Origin of the sequence: Yinghuangia sp. ASG 101 (assembly GCF_021165735.1) — a bacterium.
GTDB lineage: Bacteria > Actinomycetota > Actinomycetes > Streptomycetales > Streptomycetaceae > Yinghuangia.
The window spans coordinates 746,301-764,895 of the sequence record NZ_CP088911.1; the positions used below are offsets into that span (position 1 = coordinate 746,301).

Annotated in this window: 14 protein-coding genes; 7 read left to right on the top strand and 7 right to left on the bottom strand. The window is 73.2% G+C overall.

Features of this window, described 5'->3' with window-relative positions; all coding sequences use genetic code 11:
- Positions 1 to 171 precede the first annotated feature (171 nt).
- Positions 172 to 1,677 carry an MFS transporter gene (locus tag LO772_RS02905; protein ID WP_231776734.1) on the top strand — a complete coding sequence of 502 codons (1,506 nt, stop codon included), beginning with the start codon at positions 172 to 174 and terminating at the stop codon, positions 1,675 to 1,677.
- Positions 1,592 to 2,218 (top strand): TetR/AcrR family transcriptional regulator, encoded by a 627-nt coding sequence (locus LO772_RS02910; RefSeq protein ID WP_231776735.1) that lies wholly within the window; start codon positions 1,592 to 1,594, stop codon positions 2,216 to 2,218. Before LO772_RS02905 ends, LO772_RS02910 begins: the two co-directional genes overlap by 86 nt.
- Here LO772_RS02910 and LO772_RS02915 read toward each other — a convergent pair.
- Entirely contained in the window at positions 2,202 to 2,492 is a 291-nt protein-coding gene (locus LO772_RS02915) for a hypothetical protein (RefSeq protein WP_231776736.1), read from the bottom strand. The genes LO772_RS02910 and LO772_RS02915 overlap by 17 nt on opposite strands.
- 138 nt (positions 2,493 to 2,630) lie before the next feature.
- Positions 2,631 to 3,275: a TetR/AcrR family transcriptional regulator gene (locus LO772_RS02920; RefSeq protein WP_231776737.1), complete on the bottom strand. Its 645-nt coding sequence runs from the start codon at positions 3,273 to 3,275 to the stop codon at positions 2,631 to 2,633.
- Between the two features lie 89 nt (positions 3,276 to 3,364).
- Between LO772_RS02920 and LO772_RS02925 the strand changes: the two genes are divergently transcribed.
- Complete coding sequence (locus LO772_RS02925; protein WP_231776738.1) at positions 3,365 to 4,186, top strand: SDR family oxidoreductase; 822 nt, start codon at positions 3,365 to 3,367, stop codon at positions 4,184 to 4,186.
- A gap of 210 nt (positions 4,187 to 4,396) precedes the next feature.
- On the opposite strand, the gene LO772_RS02930 is transcribed toward LO772_RS02925, so the two are convergent.
- From LO772_RS02930 to LO772_RS02940, 3 genes are all read right to left on the bottom strand, one after another.
- Complete coding sequence (locus tag LO772_RS02930) at positions 4,397 to 4,633, bottom strand: antitoxin (RefSeq protein WP_231776739.1); 237 nt, start codon at positions 4,631 to 4,633, stop codon at positions 4,397 to 4,399.
- A 126-nt stretch (positions 4,634 to 4,759) separates the two neighbouring features.
- Positions 4,760 to 5,449 carry a TetR/AcrR family transcriptional regulator gene (locus LO772_RS02935; protein WP_231776740.1) on the bottom strand — a complete coding sequence of 230 codons (690 nt, stop codon included), beginning with the start codon at positions 5,447 to 5,449 and terminating at the stop codon, positions 4,760 to 4,762.
- 173 nt (positions 5,450 to 5,622) lie between these two features.
- Positions 5,623 to 6,864, bottom strand: coding sequence for an amidohydrolase family protein (locus LO772_RS02940; protein ID WP_231776741.1), 1,242 nt, complete (start codon positions 6,862 to 6,864; stop codon positions 5,623 to 5,625).
- A 164-nt stretch (positions 6,865 to 7,028) separates the two neighbouring features.
- Between LO772_RS02940 and LO772_RS02945 the strand changes: the two genes are divergently transcribed.
- The 3 genes from LO772_RS02945 to LO772_RS02955 all read left to right on the top strand — a co-directional run bounded on the left by LO772_RS02945 (position 7,029) and on the right by LO772_RS02955 (position 15,218).
- Positions 7,029 to 7,325 (top strand): hypothetical protein, encoded by a 297-nt coding sequence (locus LO772_RS02945; protein WP_231776742.1) that lies wholly within the window; start codon positions 7,029 to 7,031, stop codon positions 7,323 to 7,325.
- 234 nt (positions 7,326 to 7,559) lie between these two features.
- On the top strand, positions 7,560 to 13,040 hold the full coding sequence (locus LO772_RS02950; protein ID WP_231776743.1) for an ATP-binding protein: 5,481 nt from the start codon (positions 7,560 to 7,562) through the stop codon (positions 13,038 to 13,040).
- Between the two features lie 282 nt (positions 13,041 to 13,322).
- Complete coding sequence (locus LO772_RS02955; protein ID WP_231776744.1) at positions 13,323 to 15,218, top strand: ABC transporter ATP-binding protein; 1,896 nt, start codon at positions 13,323 to 13,325, stop codon at positions 15,216 to 15,218.
- 980 nt (positions 15,219 to 16,198) lie between these two features.
- Here the strand turns inward: LO772_RS02955 and LO772_RS02960 are convergent.
- On the bottom strand, positions 16,199 to 16,876 hold the full coding sequence (locus LO772_RS02960) for a FadR/GntR family transcriptional regulator (protein ID WP_231776745.1): 678 nt from the start codon (positions 16,874 to 16,876) through the stop codon (positions 16,199 to 16,201).
- Positions 16,877 to 16,943: 67 nt separating this feature from the next.
- Between LO772_RS02960 and LO772_RS02965 the strand changes: the two genes are divergently transcribed.
- Positions 16,944 to 18,287, top strand: a complete 1,344-nt coding sequence (locus LO772_RS02965) for a CynX/NimT family MFS transporter (protein ID WP_231776746.1) — start codon at positions 16,944 to 16,946, stop codon at positions 18,285 to 18,287.
- A gap of 40 nt (positions 18,288 to 18,327) precedes the next feature.
- Here LO772_RS02965 and LO772_RS02970 read toward each other — a convergent pair whose 3' ends face one another.
- A complete protein-coding gene (locus tag LO772_RS02970) occupies positions 18,328 to 18,582 on the bottom strand; it encodes a hypothetical protein (RefSeq protein WP_231776747.1) in 255 nt (84 codons plus the stop codon).
- Between the last annotated feature and the right edge of the window lie 13 nt (positions 18,583 to 18,595).

Here is an 18,595-nt window from a genome sequence, read left to right on the forward strand (position 1 = left end):
CGGTGAATCACCCTATCCCAGCCCGGTGTTCGCATCGGCCGAACTTCTTCGGAAGATCACCGGACGGTCGGCGGTTTCGCGACCCGCCGTCCGGCACCGTGACCCCTTGTGAGGTGAACGGCCATTCACCTATGGTGGTGAACATTCATTCACCTTTCTGGGGAGCATGTCGTGTCCACTCCCGCGCCGACAGGCCGCAGTCGGGCGGTCGTCGCCGTCCTCGCCCTCGGCGGGATCGTCGCGACCGTGGTGCAGACCGCGATCGTGCCGCTCCTGCCCGAGCTGCCCCGGATCACCGGCTCCTCCGCGGTCGACGTGAGTTGGCTCATCACGGTCACCCTGCTGACCGCCGCGGTGTCCACGCCGCTCCTGGGCCGGGCCGGCGACATGTACGGCAGGCGCCGGATGCTGCTCCTCTCCCTCGCCTCCCTCACCGCCGGATCGGTGCTGTGCGGGTTCACCTCGGACCTCGTCCCCCTGCTGATCGGCCGGGGGCTGCAAGGCGTCGGCGCGGCGGTCGTGCCGCTGTCGATCAGCATCCTGCGCGGGGTCCTGCCCCCGGAGCGGACCGGCTCGGCGGTCGCGCTGATGAGCTCCACCGTGGGCATCGGCGCGGCCCTCGGCGTCCCGCTCGCCGCGCTGCTCGTGCAGTACGCCGACTGGCACGCGATGTTCTGGGCCACGACCGCGCTGGGCGCCCTGGTGTTCGCGCTGACCTGGTTCACGGTCACCGACGTCCCGAGCGACGAGCCCGGCCGCTTCGACGTCGTCGGCGCGGTCGGCCTCAGCGCGGGCCTGGTCGCGCTGCTGATGGCGGTCTCCAAGGGCGGCGACTGGGGCTGGACGAGCGCGCGCACGCTCGGTGTGATCGGCGCGGCGGTGGTGGTCCTCCTGGCGTGGGGCCGCCACCAGTGGGGCGCGGCGAGTCCGCTGGTCGACATGCGCCTCGTCGCCCGTCCGGCGGTGCTCCTGCCGCACCTGGCGGCGCTGCTGGCCGGGTTCGCGTTCTACGCCAACACCCTGGTGACCGCACAACTGGTGCAGGCTCCCGAGGGGACCGGCTACGGGCTGGGGCTGTCGGTGGTCGCCGCGGGGCTGTGCCTGCTGCCCAGCGGCGTGTGCATGGTGCTGTGCGCGCCGATATCCGCCCGCATATCGGCCGCGCGCGGCGCCGGGGTCACGCTGGCCCTGGGCGCGGGGGTGATCGCCGCCGGGTACGTCGTGCGGTTCACCGACAGTCGGGATCTGTGGGCGATCGTCACGGGCGCGACGATCGTCTCGATGGGCACCGCGCTCGCGTACTCGGCACTGCCGATGCTGGTGATGCGCGCGGTGCCGATGGAGCAGACCGCGGCGGCGAACGGTCTGAACGTGCTGATGCGCACGATCGGGCAGGCGTTCTGCAGCGCCACGGTGGCGTCGGTGCTCGCGTCGCACGCGCACGACTTCGGCGGCGGTGTTGTCGCGCCTACGCTCGGTGGCTACCGTACGGCGTTCGTGATCGCGGGCACGGCGGCCGTGGTGGCATGCGTCACCGCGTGCTGTCTACCTCGTCACCCACGGCAGCCGCGCCCCGAGGAGAGTGAGATCGTTGTCGGAAGCCCCCAGGAGCAGTCCGCCCGGGACGCCCGGACCGCCGCCGCCGACGCCCCGGGAGGCACCGGCCCGGCGGCGTGACGCGGACGCCCGGCGCGCCGAGATCCTGGCGGCGGCCCGCCGGTCGTTCAGCCGCCACGCGTACGCCGACACCACCATCGCGGCCATCGCGGAGCGCGCCGGGGTGAGCCCCGCGCTGGTGATGAAGTACTTCGGCAGCAAAGAGCAGTTGTTCGCCCAGGTGTTCACGTTCGAGGACGACGCCGCCGCACTCCTCGACGCGCCGCTCGACGGGCTCGCCCGCCACATGGTGCTGCACTTGCTCGCCGTCCAGGACGGCCAGGGCCGCGACCCCATCCTCCGCATCGCCTTCTCCCGGCTGCACGAGGCGCTGGGCAGCCAGGCGCAGACAAACTTCCGCACCCAGGTCGTCGCCGAACTCGCGGCCCGCCTCCCGGGCCCGGACCCCGAGGTGCGCGCCGAGATGGCCGTGGGCGTGCTGCTCGGCCTCGGTGTCCTGTACGCGATGGTCCGCGCGGAACACCTGCGCGGCCTGACCCACGATCAGATCGCCGACCGGTACGTACCGTTGCTCGAACCGCTGCTCACCGGGTCGGCGTAACCGCGAACGCGAGCGCAAGCGCGAACGCGAGCGCAAGCGCGAACGCGAGCGCAAGCGCGAACGCGAGCGCAAGCGCGAACGCGAGCGCAAGCGCGAACGCGAGCGCAAGCGCGAACGCGAACGCGGGCCAGGCGCCACGGCGGATGCCGTACGCACCGCCGGTACGCGTTCGACGGTCTCCCCGCCGACCACCGGCGGCATCATCTCGGCGATGACCAGGCGGGCACCCTCGCGACACCGGAAAGGGCGCGAGAGCGCCTTCGGGGCCGCCCACGCCGTCGGCCCTGACCGTGCGGGGGATTCCGTCGTCGTGCCCGCCGACCCGGCAGGACGCCTCCCGTGGCCGCCCCGACGCCGCCCCACGAGCCCGGCCCCTCGTCCGCGCGGAGCCCCGGTGTCCGGGCCTCGGGTGTCACCGTCCGGGGCCGCGTGCCTCCGGGCCCGTCGTTCGCGGTGCCCGGTTCGTGCCGGCCATGTGCGGCAGTCCCGCGTACAGGGCGGCGACGAGGTCACGGGGTGTGCCGGGGCAGTTGTGGCGGAGCCAATCGGCGGCGGTGCCGAGCAACGCGCCGGCGAGGTAGGAGGCCGCGGGGTCGTGCGGGACGGTCTCGGGGTCGTCGGCGTGGGTTCCGGCGCCGGGCCGGGTGAGGTTGACGTGGATCGCGATGGTCAGGCGGCGGTGCAGGTGGTTGATCACCCGGGCGCTGCCGTCCGAGCCGAGGACGGCGCGGTACAGGTCGGCGTGCGCGGCGACGTGCGCGAACACCGCGGCCAGTTCGCCGCGGCCCCGGCGGAGTTCGTCCGGGTCGTCGGTGGGCAGCAACACCGGTGCCGCGGCGATGAGTTCGTCGAAGGCCGAGGTACAGGCGTCGGCGGCCAGCTCGTGAACGCCGTCGTAGTGCTCGTAGAACGTCGACCGGTTGACGTCGGCGAGCTTCGTGACGTCGGAGACCGCGATCCGGCTCAGCGGGCGCTCGGCGATCAGGTCCAGCAGCGCGGCGCGCAGGGCCGCGCGGGTACGGCGGATGCGGCGGTCGGGCGGGCGCGGTGCGGTCATGGTCGCCCAGGCTACCGGCCCAACGAGTGTTGTATAACGGACATCTGTTGCCTATCAGGTACCGGAAGCCGAGCGCGGAAGGGGCGCACATGACAGAGCAGGTGGTCGTCGTCATCGGAGTCGGCGGCATGGGGCAGGCGATCGCGAGCCGCCTCGGACCCGGCACGCGGTTGGTCGTCGCGGACCACGACGAGAAGACGCTGGAGGCGGTCGCGGACCGGCTCGCGGGCGAGGGCTACCGCGTGACCGCGCAGAAGGTGGACGTCGCGTCCCGCGCGTCGGTCTCCGCGCTGGCCGCGTCGGCGGCGGCGCTGGGCGACGTGCGCTCGATCGCGCACACGGCCGGGCTGTCCCCGACGCAGGCCCCGGTGCCGGCGATCCTGGCGGTCGACCTGCTGGGCGTCGCGCTGGTGCTGGAGGAGTTCGGCGAGGTCATCGCGCCGGGCGGGGCCGCGGTCGTCATCGCGAGCATGGCCGGCCACATGGTCCCGCCGTTCGCCGCCGAGCAGGCCGGGCAGTTGGCGACGACCCCCGCGGACGAGTTGCTGTCCCTGCCGGTGTGCGACGCGGCCAACTTCCCGGACAGCGGTGCCGCGTACGCCTTCGCCAAGCGCGCCAACCTGCTGCGGGTACGCGCGGCCGGCGGCGCGTGGGCCGCCAGGGGCGCGCGCGTCAACTCGATCAGCCCGGGCGTCATCGCGACCCCGATGGGCCAGGCCGAGCTGAACAGCGAGAGCGGCGCCGGCATGCGGGCCATGATCGACGCCTCCAACGCGAAGCGCCTCGGCACGGCCGCCGACATCGCCGCCGCGACCGAGTTCCTGCTCAGCCCGGCGGCGTCGTTCATCTCGGGAACGGACCTGCTGGTCGACGGCGGCGTCGTCGCGGCCGTCACGGGACACGTGGGCTGACGCACGACAGGGCCGGGGGCCGGGACAACGCACCTACTCACGAGGTGCCCCGGCTCCCGCAAGCCCCGGCACCCCTGCGCACCCCTGGCGCCCCATCAACCGAAGCCCGGAACACGGATGCCCCCGAACGAAGTTCGTCCGGAGGCACGTGCCGCGTCTCCAAAGCCGCGCGGGCGCGGGGCGCGCGCGCAACCCCGCGTGCGCCGGGCGTCAGTCCTTCGGGGGCTGCGGCTCCGCCTGGTCGCCGAGCTTGTCCACGGCGCCCTTGAGCTTCTCGGCTCCGCTGTCGAGCTTGTCGCCGTGCTTGTGGCCGGTGCGGGCGTCGATGAAGTCCGCCGCCTTGTCGACTCCCTGGTCGATCTTGTCGTCGTGCTTGGCGGCCAGTTCGGCCGCCTTGTCCTTCAGTTCGCCGAGCTTCATCTTCTTCACGCTGTCGAACAAGCCCATGTCAAGCCTTCCTTCACCACGTGCCCCCGCGCGGCGGCGCTGCCAAGGCCGTTCGGTCACCGACCGACCGCCACGCTGTGTTGACAAGCATGTAGATTATCGCCGCGCGCGGATCGGGACATCCCGTCAGCCCGCCGCGCCCCGGAGCCCGGCGGATTCCGAGCCGCCCCCGGCCAGGGCGTCCTCCGTGACACCCCGGGCGCCCGCGAGCAGGACGGCGAATCTGCGGCGCAGCACGTCCAGCAGGCGGAAGTCGTCCTGGTAGGCCCACGCGCGGATGGACGACATCAGCATGACCTCGAACATCATGCCCAGGTCGGCCGGAGTGAGCGTCTGCGGGACGTCGCCGTTCTGCTGGCCCTGGAGCAGGATGACGGCGAAACCGCGCTGGAAGCGCAGCTGTTCGCCGTCGTCGCGCCGCTCCGCGCCGTCCGACATCACCTGCATCATGCGCCGCAGGGCCGACCGCGGGACCTTCTCGATGCGGCGGCTCAGCTTGACCGTGACGTCGTCCAGGACCTCGTCGGTGCTGCCGCCCTGGATGAGTGCCTTGAGCACGTCCTCGTAGAACACCTTCGCGGTGAGCCAGCTGGTGGCGAGGAGGACGTCTTCCTTGCGGGCGAAGTGGTAGTAGAAGGTGGCCTTGGCGACGCCGGCGCGGGCGGCGATCTCCTCGGCCGTCGTCTCGTCGACACCGACGTCGAAGCCGCGCTCGCCCCACAGCTCCAACGCGGCCTTGACGATGGCCTGCCGGGTGTCGCGCGACCGCCCCTGGGCGAGCTGGGACCTCCGGGGGCCGCTCTTGTCCTCGGTCATCGGCGTGCGCCGCGGCGGTGGCGAGACGTGGACAAAGCCGGATTCCCCAGGAGAGTTGGCTGGTTGGTCGGGCCGATGGTATCGGACGCGGTCGCACTCGGCGGCGGGCGCCCGGTCGGGGCAGGCCGGCGCGGTGTGCGGCCGGCCTGCCCGGGGGCGCCGCCGCTCGGTGGTCACCGGGCGGGGAGCGCCGAGGTGTCCGGGTCGACGCCCATGAGTTTGGCGAGCGTGCCGCCCATGACCGCCTTCTGCTCCGCGACGGGCAGCGAGTCGAGTTCGTCGACCCAGGTCACCGGGTCGAACAGGCCCTCCGGGTGCGGGTAGTCGGAGCCGAAGATGACGTTGTCGACGCCCACGGTGTCGATGAGGCCGAGCACGTCTTCCTCGTGGAAGGGGTGGACGTAGATCGAGCGCTTGAACGCCGCGACCGGGTCCTCGTCGAAGAGGTCGGGGGTGCGCTCGTGGAGCTTGGCGAGGGTGGCCAGCAGCGGGCGGGCCCACGAGCTCCCGTTCTCGACGGGGACGAACCGCAGGCGGGGGAAGCGCGTCGCCAGGCCGTGGCCGATGATCGAGGAGACGACGTCCTTGATGCCGCGGTAGTCGGAGCGGATGATCTCGGCGAACCCGGTGCGCTTCTTCGCGAACGGCAGGAACTCGCCGCTGTCGCCGTCCCATTCGTTGATGTAGCGCTGGCCGCCGTCGTCCGACGCGTGCATGCCGACAAGCACGCCCGACTCCTCGACGCGCTTCCAGAACGGGTCGAACTCCTCCAGCGCGAACGACCGGCGACCGCCGTCGAGCCCCGGCACCGGCGCGGGACGGATGAGGATGACCCGCGCACCGCGCTCGACCACGCGGTCGAACTCCCGGATCGCCTCGTCGACGATGGGCAGCGTGATGACCGGTGTGGGGAAGATGCGGTCCTCGTAGTTGAACGTCCAGTGCTCGTACATCCATTCGTTGAGCGCGTGGACGATGGCGTGGGTGGCGCGCGCGTCGTCGGCGAGGCGCTCCTCCAGCAGGCTGGCGAGCGTCGGCCACATGAGCGCGCGGTCGATGTTCAGCTCGTCCATCAGCTCGAGCCGGTCCTTCGGGTTGAAGTACGCGGCCGGGGACTCGATGTACTTCGGCGGCGCGGCGACGGCGATGTCGCCGTCCTTGCGCTTGATCCGGGACGAGGGGTTCTTGAGCTGGAACTCCAGCTCCTGGGCTCCGGGAGGGGCGACCTTGTTGAACGTCGGGTTCGGGATGTACTCGCTGATCTGATTCCGCAGCGCGATCTTCGTCCGGCCCGCGACCTGCACGTACTTCACCAGGCCGGTGTACTCCGGCGGCAGGTGCTTGGTGAACGCGTCGGTGGTCTCGTACATGTGGTTGTCGGCGTCGAAGACCGGAAAGTCCAACCTGCGGGACACGGCTGCCTCCAAGAAACTCGGCGTTGTCGCTGGCCCCACCGTAGGCGCCAAAGTTCGACTCCGTCGAGATATCGCGAAGCCTCTGTGGCTCAACGCACAGTCCTGGCGCAACTTTTTGATGGGTTTTGCGGCTTTATGTCGGCAGAATCTTCCGGCCGTTGCGTATGGTCGCCGCACGCACGCCATGCTGCCGCGACAAACAAAGTCAGACGCCGTACAAGATTGACGGCCGCGACCCGGCGTTCGCGTGCACCGAGTTGCGGCAGCGCGGGCCGCTGGCCCTGCCGCCGGAGTCGTGCACCGGCCCCTGCGGCATCGCCCGCGTGATGGCCGAGGCGGACACCGCGTGGCGCGCGTCCCTGCGGCGGGTCTCCCTCGCCGACCTCGCCCGCGACACGCGCGCCGAACACGGCCCGGACGCCCTCACGGGCACCGCCCGCTGGCTGACGGCCGCCGAATAGCCGTCCCCATCAGGGGAGTTGGCACGTCCCGGCACGGCCCGCCCACGTTCACGCCACCGCCACCTCCGGGACACCTTTTGTGAGATCCCTACAAAATTGCGGCGACGGCGCACGCGGCCCGGAGCATTGGTCCTCCGGCCGCGATCAAGGAGGCTGGCACCCAGGTGCAGGCGAAACCCCGATGATCTCGGGGACGTCGCCTGTTTTGCGTGCAAGTGTGGGAGGTCTCAGCCCGTGTTCAGTCGTGTCGCCATCGTCAACCGCGGAGAAGCCGCGATGCGGCTCATCCACGCGGTGCGGGATCTCTCGGCGGAAACCGGCACACGGATCGAGACCGTGGCGCTCTACACCGACGCCGACCGCGACGCCACCTTCGTCCGCGAGGCGGACGTCGCGTACGCGCTCGGCCCCGCCGCCGCCCGCCCGTACCTCGACCTCGCCGTACTGGAGCGCGCGCTCGTCGAGACCGGCGCGGACGCCGCGTGGGTCGGCTGGGGCTTCGTCGCGGAGGATCCGGCGTTCGCGGAGCTGTGCGCGCGCGTCGGCGTCACCTTCGTCGGCCCGAGCCCCGAGGCGATGCGCCGCCTCGGCGACAAGATCGGCGCGAAGCTCCTCGCCGAGGAGGTCGGTGTCCCGGTCGCGCCGTGGAGCCGCGGCGAGGTCGCGACGCTCGACGAGGCGCTGCGCGCCGGCGCCGCGATCGGCTACCCGCTGATGCTCAAGGCGACGGCGGGCGGCGGAGGGCGCGGCATCCGCATGGTCGCCTCGGCCGACGAACTGGCCGACGCGTACCAGCGCACGAGCGAGGAGGCGCTGCGCGCGTTCGGCTCCGGCGTGGTCTTCCTGGAGCGCCTGGTGACCGGCGCGCGGCACGTCGAGGTCCAGGTCATCGCGGACAGTCACGGCACCGCGTGGGCGCTGGGCGTGCGCGACTGCTCGGTGCAGCGCCGCAACCAGAAGATCATCGAGGAGTCGGCGTCGCCCGTCCTCGCCCCCGAGCAGGTCGGCGAGCTGAAGGCGTCCGCGGAGCGGCTGGCGCTGGCCGTCGGCTACTGCGGCGCGTGCACGGTGGAGTTCCTGTACCACCCCGGGGAGAAGCTTTTCGCGTTCCTTGAGGTCAACACGCGCCTCCAGGTCGAGCACCCGATCACCGAGGTGACCACCGGCGTCGACCTCGTCCGGCTGCAACTGCACGTGGCGAGCGGCGGGAAGCTGGAGGGCGACCGGCCGCGCGAGATCGGCCACGCCGTCGAGGCCCGCCTCAACGCGGAGGACCCCGACCGCGACTTCGCCCCCGCCCCTGGCCGCATCGCGCGCCTCGCGCTGCCGGCCGGCCCCGGCGTCCGGGTGGACACCGGCGTCGGCGAAGGCGACCGCATCCCGGCCGACTTCGACTCGATGATCGCGAAGATCATCGCGTACGGCCGCGACCGCGACGAGGCGCTGGGACGCCTGCGCCGGGCGATGGCCGAGACCGCCGTCATCATCGAGGGCGGCGCGACGAACAAGAGCTTCGTGCTCGACCTGCTCGACCGCCCCGAGGTGATCTCGGGCGAGGCGGACACCGGCTGGATCGACCGCGTCCGCGGCGAGGGCGGCCTCGTCTCGCACCGGCACTCCGGGGTGGCGCTGGTGGCCGCGGCCATCGAAGCGTACGAGGAGGAGGAGCGCGTCGAGCGGCGGCGGCTGCTGTCGACCGCGTTCGGCGGGCGCCCGCAGGTGCGGCACGAGTCGGGCCGCCCGCTGGACCTCAAGCTGCGCGGCGCCGGCTACCGGGTGCGCGTCGCGCGGGTGGGCGCGCACCGGTTCCGCGTCGGCGTCGAGGCCGGCGGCGACGTCCGCACCGCCGACGTCGAGTTGGACCGCTTCGGCCGGCACGTCGGGCGCATCACCGTCAACGGCCACCGCTACCGCCTGCTGACCGATCTGCACGGGCCGACGCACCTGGTCGAGGTCGACGGCACCACGCACCGCATCAGCCGCGACGAGGGCGGCGTCGTCCGCTCCCCCGCGCCCGCGCTGGTCGTCGCGACACCGCTCCAGGTCGGCGCGGAGGTCGAGGCCGGCGCTCCCGTCCTGGTGCTGGAGAGCATGAAGATGGAGACGGTGCTGCGGGCGCCGTTCCGGGCGCGCCTGAAGGAGTGCGCGGTCTCGGTCGGCAGCCAGGTGGAGACGGGCGCGGCACTGCTGCGCCTGGAGCCGCTGGCCGACGGGGGCGCGGAGGAGGCCTCGGCCGCGGCGTCCGCGGCACCGGACCTGCCCGTGTGGGCGGAGGACGTCCCGGCAGCCGCACGGGCCGCGCGCGGGCGCGAGGACCTGCGGGGGCTGCTGCTGGGCTTCGACGTCGACCCGCTGGACGACCGGCGCGTGCTCGACGACTACCTGGCGTCGCGCCGGGCGGCGGCGGAGGGCAGCGTCCCGGCCGAGGAACTGGAACTGGTCGGCGTGTTCGCCGATCTGGCGGAGCTGAGCCGCAACCGGCAGGCGAGCGAGGACGGCAGCGGGCACGCCTTCAGCGCCCGCGAGTACTTCCACACGTACCTGCAGAGCCTCGACGTCGAGCGGGCCGGGCTGCCGGAGGCGTTCCAGGCCAAGCTGCGCAAGGCCCTGGGCCACTACGGCGTGGACGGGCTCGACCGCTCCCCCGAGCTGGAGGAGGCGGTCTTCCGGATCTTCCTCGCCCAGCAGCGCGCGTCCGCCGACGCCACCATCGTCGCGGCGCTGCTGCGCGCCTGGCTGGGCGAGCCGCCGCCGGACGAGACCCTGCGCGACGCGGCCGGGCTCGCCCTGGAGCAGCTGGTCGCGGCGACGCAGGTGCGCTTCCCGATGGTCGCCGACCTGGCGCGCGGGGTCGTGTTCGCGTGGTTCGTGCAGCCGCTGCTGCGCCGCGAGCGGGCGCAGGTGTACGCCGAGGTCCGCAAGCACCTGCGCCACCTGGACGCGCAGCCGGACGCGCCGGACCGCGCCGAGCGCATCACCGAGATGGTGCGCAGCACCGAGCCGCTGGTGCGGCTGCTGGGCCGGCGCCTGGTCCGCGACGACGTGGACACCGTCGACAACACGGTCATGCTGGAGGTGCTGACGCGGCGGTACTACGGCAGCAAGGGCCTCACCGCCGTGCGTACGCACGAGGCGGCGGGCTGCGCGTTCGTGGTCGCCGAGCGCGCCGGGTCGTCCGTGGTCTCCGCGGCGGTCGGCGTGCAGGCGCTCGGGGACGCCCTGCGGGGCCTCGCGGAGGTGTCGGAGGGCGAGAGCGCGGTCGATGCCGACCTCTACCTGTCCTGGGAGGACCAGCCCGAGGACTCCGAGGCGATGGCCGCCGCGTTGCTGGCGCTGATCGGCGCGCAGCCGCTGCCGGCGAGGATCCGCCGGCTGACCGCGACCGTGGCGGGTGCCGCGGGTACGGTGATGCACCACCACTTCACGTTCCGCCCGGACGCGTCGGGCGAGGGTGTGGCCGAGGAGCGGCTGATCCGCGGGCTGCACCCGTGCATCGCGCAGCGGATGCAGTTGGAGCGGCTGAGCGCGTTCGACCTGACGCGTCTGCCGGCGTCCGACGAAGAGGTCTACCTCTTCCGGTGCGTGGCGCGGGAGAACCCGTCCGACGACCGCCTGGTCGCCTTCGCCCAGGTCCGTGAGCTGGCCGAACTGCGGGGCAACGACGGCAAGTTGGTGGCGCTGCCGACGGCCGAGGACACCGTGGCCGTGTGCCTGGACTCGATCCGGCGGGCGCAGTCGGGGCGGCGGTCGGGGAAGGGCTTCAACACCAACCGCATCGTGGTCTACGTGTGGCCGACGGTCGACTTCACCCGCGAGGAGTTGGAGACGATCGGCCGCCGCGTGATGCCGACGACGACGGGCGCGGGGCTGGAGGAGATCCTGTTCATCGCGCGGCGCCGCGACGCCGAGACGGGCGTCGTGTCGGAGATCGCGGTGCGCTTCTCGTTCGACGGCACGCGCGGCGGCGCGGAGCTGACCGTCGGCGAGCGGTCCGTCGAACCGGTCGAGCCGCTCGACGGCTACCGGCAGAAGGTGCTGCGCGCGCAGAGCCGCAACACCGTCTACCCGTACGAACTGACGGGTCTGCTGGGCGACTTCGTCGAGCACGATCTCGACGAGGCGCACGTGCTGGTGCCCGTCGACCGGCCCAAGGGGGGCAACACGGCGGCCATCGTCGCCGGTGTGGTGAGCACCCCGACGCCGCGGCACCCCGAGGGCGTCACCCGGGTCGTGCTGCTGGGCGACCCGACGAAGTCGCTCGGCGCGCTGTCCGAGCCGGAGTGCCGCCGGGTGATCGGCGCGATCGACCTCGCGGAGCGGATGGGCGTGCCGCTGGAGTGGTACGCGCTGTCCGCGGGCGCCCGGATCTCGATGGACTCGGGCACCGAGAACATGGACTGGGTGGCGGCGGCGCTCAAGCGCATCGTCGAGTTCACGCAGGCCGGCGGCGAGATCAACATCGTGGTGGCGGGGATCACGGTCGGCGCGCAGCCGTACTGGAACGCCGAGGCGACGATGCTCATGCACACCAAGGGCGTGCTGGTGATGACGCCGGATTCGGCCATGGTGCTCACCGGCAAGCAGTCGCTGGACTTCTCCGGCGGCGTCTCGGCCGAGGACAACTTCGGCATCGGCGGCTACGACCGCGTGATGGGTCCGAACGGGCAGGCGCAGTACTGGGCGCCGAACCTGCTGGCCGCGCGCGACGTGCTCATGGCGCACTACGAGCACACCTACGTCGCGGCCGGGGAGAAGACCCCGAGGAGCACCGAGACGGACGACCCGGTCCACCGCTCCGTCTGCGACTTCCCGCACGCGGCCGAGGGCAGCGAGTTCGCGACCGTCGGGGAGATCTTCTCCGCCGCGCACAACCCGGACCGCAAGAAGCCGTTCGACATCCGCACGGTGATGCGCGCGCTGTCCGACCAGGACCACCCGGTGCTGGAGCGGTGGGCGGGTATGGCCGACGCCGAGACGTCGGTGGTCCAGGACGTCCACCTCGGCGGGCGGCCGGTCTGCCTCATCGGGATCGAGTCGCGGGCGGTGCCGCGCCGCGGGTTCCCGCCCACCGACGGGCCGGACACGTACACCGCGGGGACGCTGTTCCCGCAGTCGTCGAAGAAGACCGCGCGGGCGATCAACGCGGCGTCCGGCAACCGGCCCGTGGTGGTCCTGGCGAACCTCTCCGGGTTCGACGGCTCGCCGGAGTCGATGCGCAAGCTCCAGCTGGAGTACGGCGCGGAGATCGGCCGGGCGATCGTCAACTTCGACGGGCCGATCGTGTTCTGCGTCATCTCCCGCTACCACGGCGGCGCGTTCGTGGTGTTCTCGAAGGCGCTCAACCCGAACATGACCGTGCTGGCGCTGGACGGTTCGTTCGCGTCGGTGCTCGGCGGCGCCCCGGCCGCGGCGGTGGTGTTCTCCGGCGAGGTCGACAAGCGCACCGCCACCGACCCGAGGGTGACCGAGCTCCAGGCGAAGGTCTCCGCCACCGACGGTGCCGAACGCGCCGCGCTGCACGCGCAGTTCGCCGAGCTGCGGCCGGCCGTGCGGGCCGAGAAGCTGGGCGAGGTCGCCGCCGAGTTCGACCGCGTGCACAGCATCCGGCGGGCGGTCGAGGTCGGTTCGGTGGACGCCATCATCAGCGCCGAAGAACTGCGGCCCCGCATCATCGAGTCGGTCGAGCACGGCCTCAAGCGCTGGTTCGGGGGGTGAGCCCGTGCGGGACGCGCTGCGTCCCGCACGGTTCCCGCCTCCCCGCGCGGTGCACGCGTTCGGGCGGGCCTCCCCCGCCGAACACCCGTGTGAGTCCACGGTCCCGCCTCCGCCGCAGCGTGAAAGCGCTGCGGCGGAGGCGTTTTCGGGTACCCGCCCCGGCCGGTGCCTCCGCCGCCGTACCGAGCTTGACTTGAAGTCAACTTCACTTCCTACCGTTGCCGCACGCACTTGTCCGGGCCACCCCGCGGGGTGGCCCGGCCGACGGGAAGAGGCACAACCATGTCGATGGAGATGACCGCCTGGCATTCGCTGCGCGGCGTGTACGGCAGCCAGGAGAACGGCCCCGGGCCCCTGTCCCGCGCGACGCTGCGCCGCATCGCCGGCTTCGCGGCCCCCCACCGCCGGGGCATCACCTGGTTCCTGGTCCTGTCGGTGGCCTCGGCCGTCCTGGCGGTCGCCACACCGCTGATCGCGGGTCGCGTCGTCAACGCGATCGTGGACGGCGGCTCCACCCGCACGGTCGTCGTCCTCGCGCTGCTCATCGCGGGCCTGGCCGTGGTCGAGGCCGCGCTCGCGCTCGGCGGGCGGTGGATGTCGTCGCGGATCGGCGAGGGCCTGATCCTGGACCTGCGTACGGCCGTCTTCGACCACGTCCAGCGCATGCCGGTCGCGTTCTTCACCCGCACCCGCACCGGGGCGCTGGTCAGCCGCCTCAACAACGACGTCATCGGCGCCCACCGGGCGTTCAGCGACATCCTGTCGGGCGTGGTCGCCAACGTGGTCACGCTGCTGCTGACCCTCGTCGTGATGACCCGCATCTCGTGGCAGGTGACGCTGCTGGCCCTGCTCCTGCTGCCGGTGTTCGTCATCCCGGCGCGCCGGATGGGCCGGCGCCTCGCCCGCCTGCAGCGCGAGGCCGCCGACCACAACGCGGCGATGGGCACGCAGATGACCGAGCGGTTCTCGGCGCCGGGCGCCACGCTGGTCAAGCTGTTCGGCCGCCCCGACGACGAGTCGGCGGCGTTCGCCACCCGGGCTCGGCGCGTGCGGGACATCGGGGTGCGCTCCGCGATGGTGCAGACGGTCTTCGTCACGTCGCTCACGCTGGTCTCCGCGCTGGCGCTCGCCCTCGTCTACGGCCTGGGCGGCTTCTACGCCCTGCGCGGCGACATGGACGCCGGCGCGGTCGTCGCCCTGGCACTGCTGCTGACGCGCCTGTACGCGCCGCTCACCGCCCTGGCCGGCGCCCGGATGGAGGTCATGAGCGCGCTGGTGAGCTTCGAACGCGTCTTCGAGGTGCTGGACCTGCGTCCGCTGGTCGCGGAGCACGAGGACGCGGTGCCGGTGCCCGAAGGGCCGGTCACGGTCGAGTTCGACGGGGTCGGGTTCGCGTACCCCTCGGCCGACAAGGTGTCGCTGGCGTCGCTGGAGGAGGTCGCGACGCTCGACCACCGCGGCGGCGTACCGGTGCTGCACGACGTCTCGTTCCGCGTCGAGCCCGGCCGGATGGTCGCGCTGGTCGGCTCGTCCGGCGCCGGCAAGTCGACCATCGCGCAGCTGCTTCCGCGCCTGTACGACGTCGACGCGGGCGCGGTCCGCGTCGGCGGGGTCGACGTGCGCGACCTCACCGCCGCGTCGCTACGCGAGACCGTCGGCCTGGTCACCCAGGACGGCCACCTGTTCCACGAGACCGTGCGCGCCAACCTCCTCCTCGCACGCCCCGAGGCCCGCGAGGACGAGATCTGGGACGCGTTGCGCCGCGCGCGGCTGGACGGCCTGGTCGCGTCGCTGCCCGACGGCCTCGACACCGTCGTCGGCGAGCGCGGCTACCGCCTCTCCGGCGGCGAACGCCAGCGCCTGACCATCGCCCGCCTGCTGCTCGCGCGCCCCCGGGTGGTGATCCTGGACGAGGCCACCGCACACCTGGACTCGACCTCGGAGGCGGACGTCCAGGCGGCGCTGGCCGAGGCGCTGCAGGGCCGCACCTCCGTCGTGATCGCCCACCGGCTGTCCACGATCCGGGCCGCGGACGAGATCCTGGTCATCGAGAACGGCCGCGTCGCCGAACGCGGCACCCACGACCGCCTCCTCACCCTGGGCGGACGCTACGAGGAACTGCACCGCACCCAGTTCGCGATCGACGAGGACGGCCAGGAGGAGGCGGCACTCGCGTGACACCGGAGGCAACGCGGGCCGGACGGAGCGGCGCGGGCGCGATACGCGGCACAGCGCGGGCGCGATACGCGGCACGACGCGGGCGCGATACGCGGCACGACGCGGGCGCGATACGCGGCACAGCGCGGGCGCGATACGCGGCACAGCGCGGGCGCGATACGCGGCACAGCGCGGGCGCGATACGCGGCACAGCGCGGGCGCGATACGCGGCACAGCGCGGGCGCGATACGCGGCACAGCGCGGGCGCGATACGCGGCACAGCGCGGGCGCGATACGCGGCACAGCGCGGGCGCGATACGCGGCACAGCGCGGGCGCGATACGCGGCACAGCGCGGGCGCGATACGCGGCACAGCGCGGGCGCGATACGCGGCACAGCGCGGGCGCGATACGCGGCACAGCGCGGGCGCGATACGCGGCACAGCGCGGGCGCGATACGCGGCACAGCGCGGGCGCGATACGCGGCACAGCGCGGGCGCGATCGCGGCACAGCGCGGGCGCGATACGCGGCACAGCGCGGGCGCGATACGCGGCACAGCGCGGGCGCGATACGCGGCACAGCGCGGGCGCGATACGCGGCACAGCGCGGGCGCGATACGCGGCACAGCGCGGGCGCGATACGCGGCACAGCGCGGGCGCGATACGCGGCACAGCGCGGGCGCGATACGCGGCACAGCGCGGGCGCGATACGCGGCACAGCGCGGGCGCGATACGCGGCACAGCGCGGGCGCGATGCGCGGCAGTTTCCTCGGCCCCATGGCCACGACCGCCGCACCGAGCCACACCGGCCACCGCCCCCGGACAGCTCCCCCGGGGTCACCACACCCGGCGCCGCGGCACCCGCACCCGCGGAACGCGGGCCGCCGTTCCCTGGGTTCGGTGGGGGGCTCGGGAGGGGTGCGCGTCCCCCGGGTCCCGTGGGGTTCCCGGCAGTGTCCGACGACGCCCCCCGCGACCCAGCCGCCGCGTGGCGCGGTGCCCGTCAGTCCGCCGAAGGCGTCCCGCAGCGGTAGGGGTAGGCCGCGGCCTCGGCCTCCGCGCGGTCGGGGTCGCGCGCGCGGATGGCCGCGATGAGGCCGGTGTGGTCCATCGGCTCCGGCGCGGCCGGTTCGGGGCCGATGTCGTCGCGGAGCCAGTCCCGCAGGATCGCGCCGAGGTCGGCGTACAGCTCGCCGAGGACGTCGTTGTGCGCGGCGGCGACGACCGCCATGTGCAGGCTGGTGTCGGCGGAGACGAACGCCTCGGCGTCGCGGGCCGCCCACGCCCGCGCGCGGCGGTCCATGCACGCGTCCAGCTGCGCGAGGTCCTGGTCGGTGCGGCGGGTCGCGGCCAGACGCGCCGCCGAGGACTCCAGGATCGACCGCACCTCGGCCACGTGGCGCGAGTCGGCCTCGGCGAAGCGGCGGTGCATCACGCCGGACAACTCACTCGTGGCGACGACGTACGTCCCCGCGCCCTGGCGGATGTCGAGCAGGCCGTTGTGGGCCAGCGCGCGGACGGCCTCGCGGACGGTGTTGCGCGCGACCCCGAGCTGTTCGACCAACTCCGGCTCGGTGGGGATGCGGGACCCGACGGGCCACTCCCCCGACGTGATCTGCGCCCGGAGCTGGGCCGCGACCCGATCGGCGAGTGTGGTGCGGTGCAGCGACGTCAGGCCCATGACGCTCCCTTTGCGCGATATGACCAGTATGGACAGTCATTCATCCCATGATTCTATGATGGGCGGCATGGCAGACCAAGAACAGCGCGTGCCGCGCCCCCCGCGCGCGTCGGACCCGGCGGACCTCGCGGCGGTGACCGCGACTCACCCCGGTCCGGCGTCCGAGACACCGGGCGAGACGCGGGCCCCCGCCCTCGCCGCGTGGCCCGCGTTCCTGCTGCCGTTGGCGATCGTCCTCGCCGCGCTGAACCTGCGGCCGGCCGTCACCAGTCTCGGCGCGCTGATGGAGGAGACCCGCGACGGGCTCGGCATGAACGGGGTCGTCGCGGGTGTGCTCACGTCCGTGCCGTCCCTGTGCTTCGCGGTGTTCGGCACCACCGCGCCGCGGTTGGCGCGCCGCTTCGGACCGACCGGGGTGGTCGCCGCGGGCGTCGTCGCGATCACCGCGGGGCTGGCGGTACGGCCGTTCGCGACGGGCACCGCCGCGTTCCTGGCCGCGAGCACGCTCTCCCTCGCGGGGATCGCCCTCGCCAACGTGCTGCTCCCGGTGATCGTCAAGCGCTGGTTCCCGGACCGCGTCGGCAGCATGACGGGCCTGTACTCGATGGCGCTGGCGGCCGGCACGTCGATCGCGGCGGCGGCCACGGTGCCGCTGACCGACGCGTTCGGCGGCAGCTGGCGCGTGGGGCTCGGTCTGTGGGCCGTGCTCGCGGGCGTCGCGGTGCTGCCCTGGGCGGCCGTCGTCCGGACCGCGCGGCGTGAGGAGCGCGCCGGAGGGGCCGGGCCCGCGACTCCCGCGCCGCCGCCGGAGACCGGGCCGGAGCTGCGCATGGTCCGCAGCCGGACGGCGTGGGCCCTGGCCTGCTACTTCGGTTTCCAGTCGACCGCCGCGTACATCACGATGGGCTGGATGCCGCAGATCTTCCGCGACGCGGGGGTGTCCGCGGGGCAGGCGGGCGTGCTCCTCGCGGTCACGATGGTGATGGGTGTGCCGCTCGCGTTCGTCATCCCCCGGCTCGCGGGCCGCATGGCGAACCAGGGGGCGCTGGTGCTCGCGCTCGGCGCGTTCGGGCTGGCCGGGTACACGGGGCTCTACTTGGCCCCGGCGTCGGGCGCCTACGCGTGGGCGGTGCTGCTGGGCATCTCCAACTGCGCGTTCCCGCTGGCGATAGCCATGATCGGCCTGCGCGCGCGATCGGCCGCGGGGACCGTCAAGTTGTCGGCGTTCGCCCAGAGCACCGGCTATCTGATCTCGATCCCCGGCCCGCTGCTGGTCGGCGTGCTGTATCAGCGGACGGACTCCTGGGGTGCCCCGATCGCGCTGATGGCGGCGCTGATGGTGCCGCAACTGCTGTTCGGCGTACGAGCGGGCCGCGACCGCCGGGTGGAGGACGAGTTCGCGGCCCGTTGACGACGGGGCTCCGGACGAGGTGGCGTGGTCTCGCGAGCCGCTACTTGCCCGCCGGCGCGGTCAGACCCGGCTCACCGCCGGAGAAGCTGCCGCCCGCCCAGATGGCGAGGACCGACACCGCGGCGATGAGCACGAGCGAGATCGCGAATGTCCAGAACCAGACAGGCCTGATGGTGACCTCGACCGGCTCGCGGCGTTCCGGTGCCGGGGTCGATCGCTCGATCGCCCCGCTCGCCGACGCCTCCTCGGCCGCGACCTCCCCGGAGGAATCGTGGCCCTGACTCACAGTGGTCATGCGTTTCGCCTCT

Bases quoted from the DNA above. Each gene is read 5' to 3' on its own strand.
- LO772_RS02925 (WP_231776738.1), top strand. From the start codon at position 3,365: ATGACAGAGCAGGTGGTCGTCGTCATCGGAGTCGGCGGCATGGGGCAG.
- LO772_RS02945 (WP_231776742.1), top strand. From the start codon at position 7,029: ATGGTCGCCGCACGCACGCCATGCTGCCGCGACAAACAAAGTCAGACG.
- LO772_RS02970 (WP_231776747.1), bottom strand. From the start codon at position 18,582: ATGACCACTGTGAGTCAGGGCCACGATTCCTCCGGGGAGGTCGCGGCC.
- LO772_RS02955 (WP_231776744.1), top strand. From the start codon at position 13,323: ATGTCGATGGAGATGACCGCCTGGCATTCGCTGCGCGGCGTGTACGGC.
- LO772_RS02935 (WP_231776740.1), bottom strand. From the start codon at position 5,449: ATGACCGAGGACAAGAGCGGCCCCCGGAGGTCCCAGCTCGCCCAGGGG.
- LO772_RS02960 (WP_231776745.1), bottom strand. From the start codon at position 16,876: ATGGGCCTGACGTCGCTGCACCGCACCACACTCGCCGATCGGGTCGCG.
- LO772_RS02920 (WP_231776737.1), bottom strand. From the start codon at position 3,275: ATGACCGCACCGCGCCCGCCCGACCGCCGCATCCGCCGTACCCGCGCG.
- LO772_RS02930 (WP_231776739.1), bottom strand. From the start codon at position 4,633: ATGGGCTTGTTCGACAGCGTGAAGAAGATGAAGCTCGGCGAACTGAAG.
- LO772_RS02965 (WP_231776746.1), top strand. From the start codon at position 16,944: ATGGCAGACCAAGAACAGCGCGTGCCGCGCCCCCCGCGCGCGTCGGAC.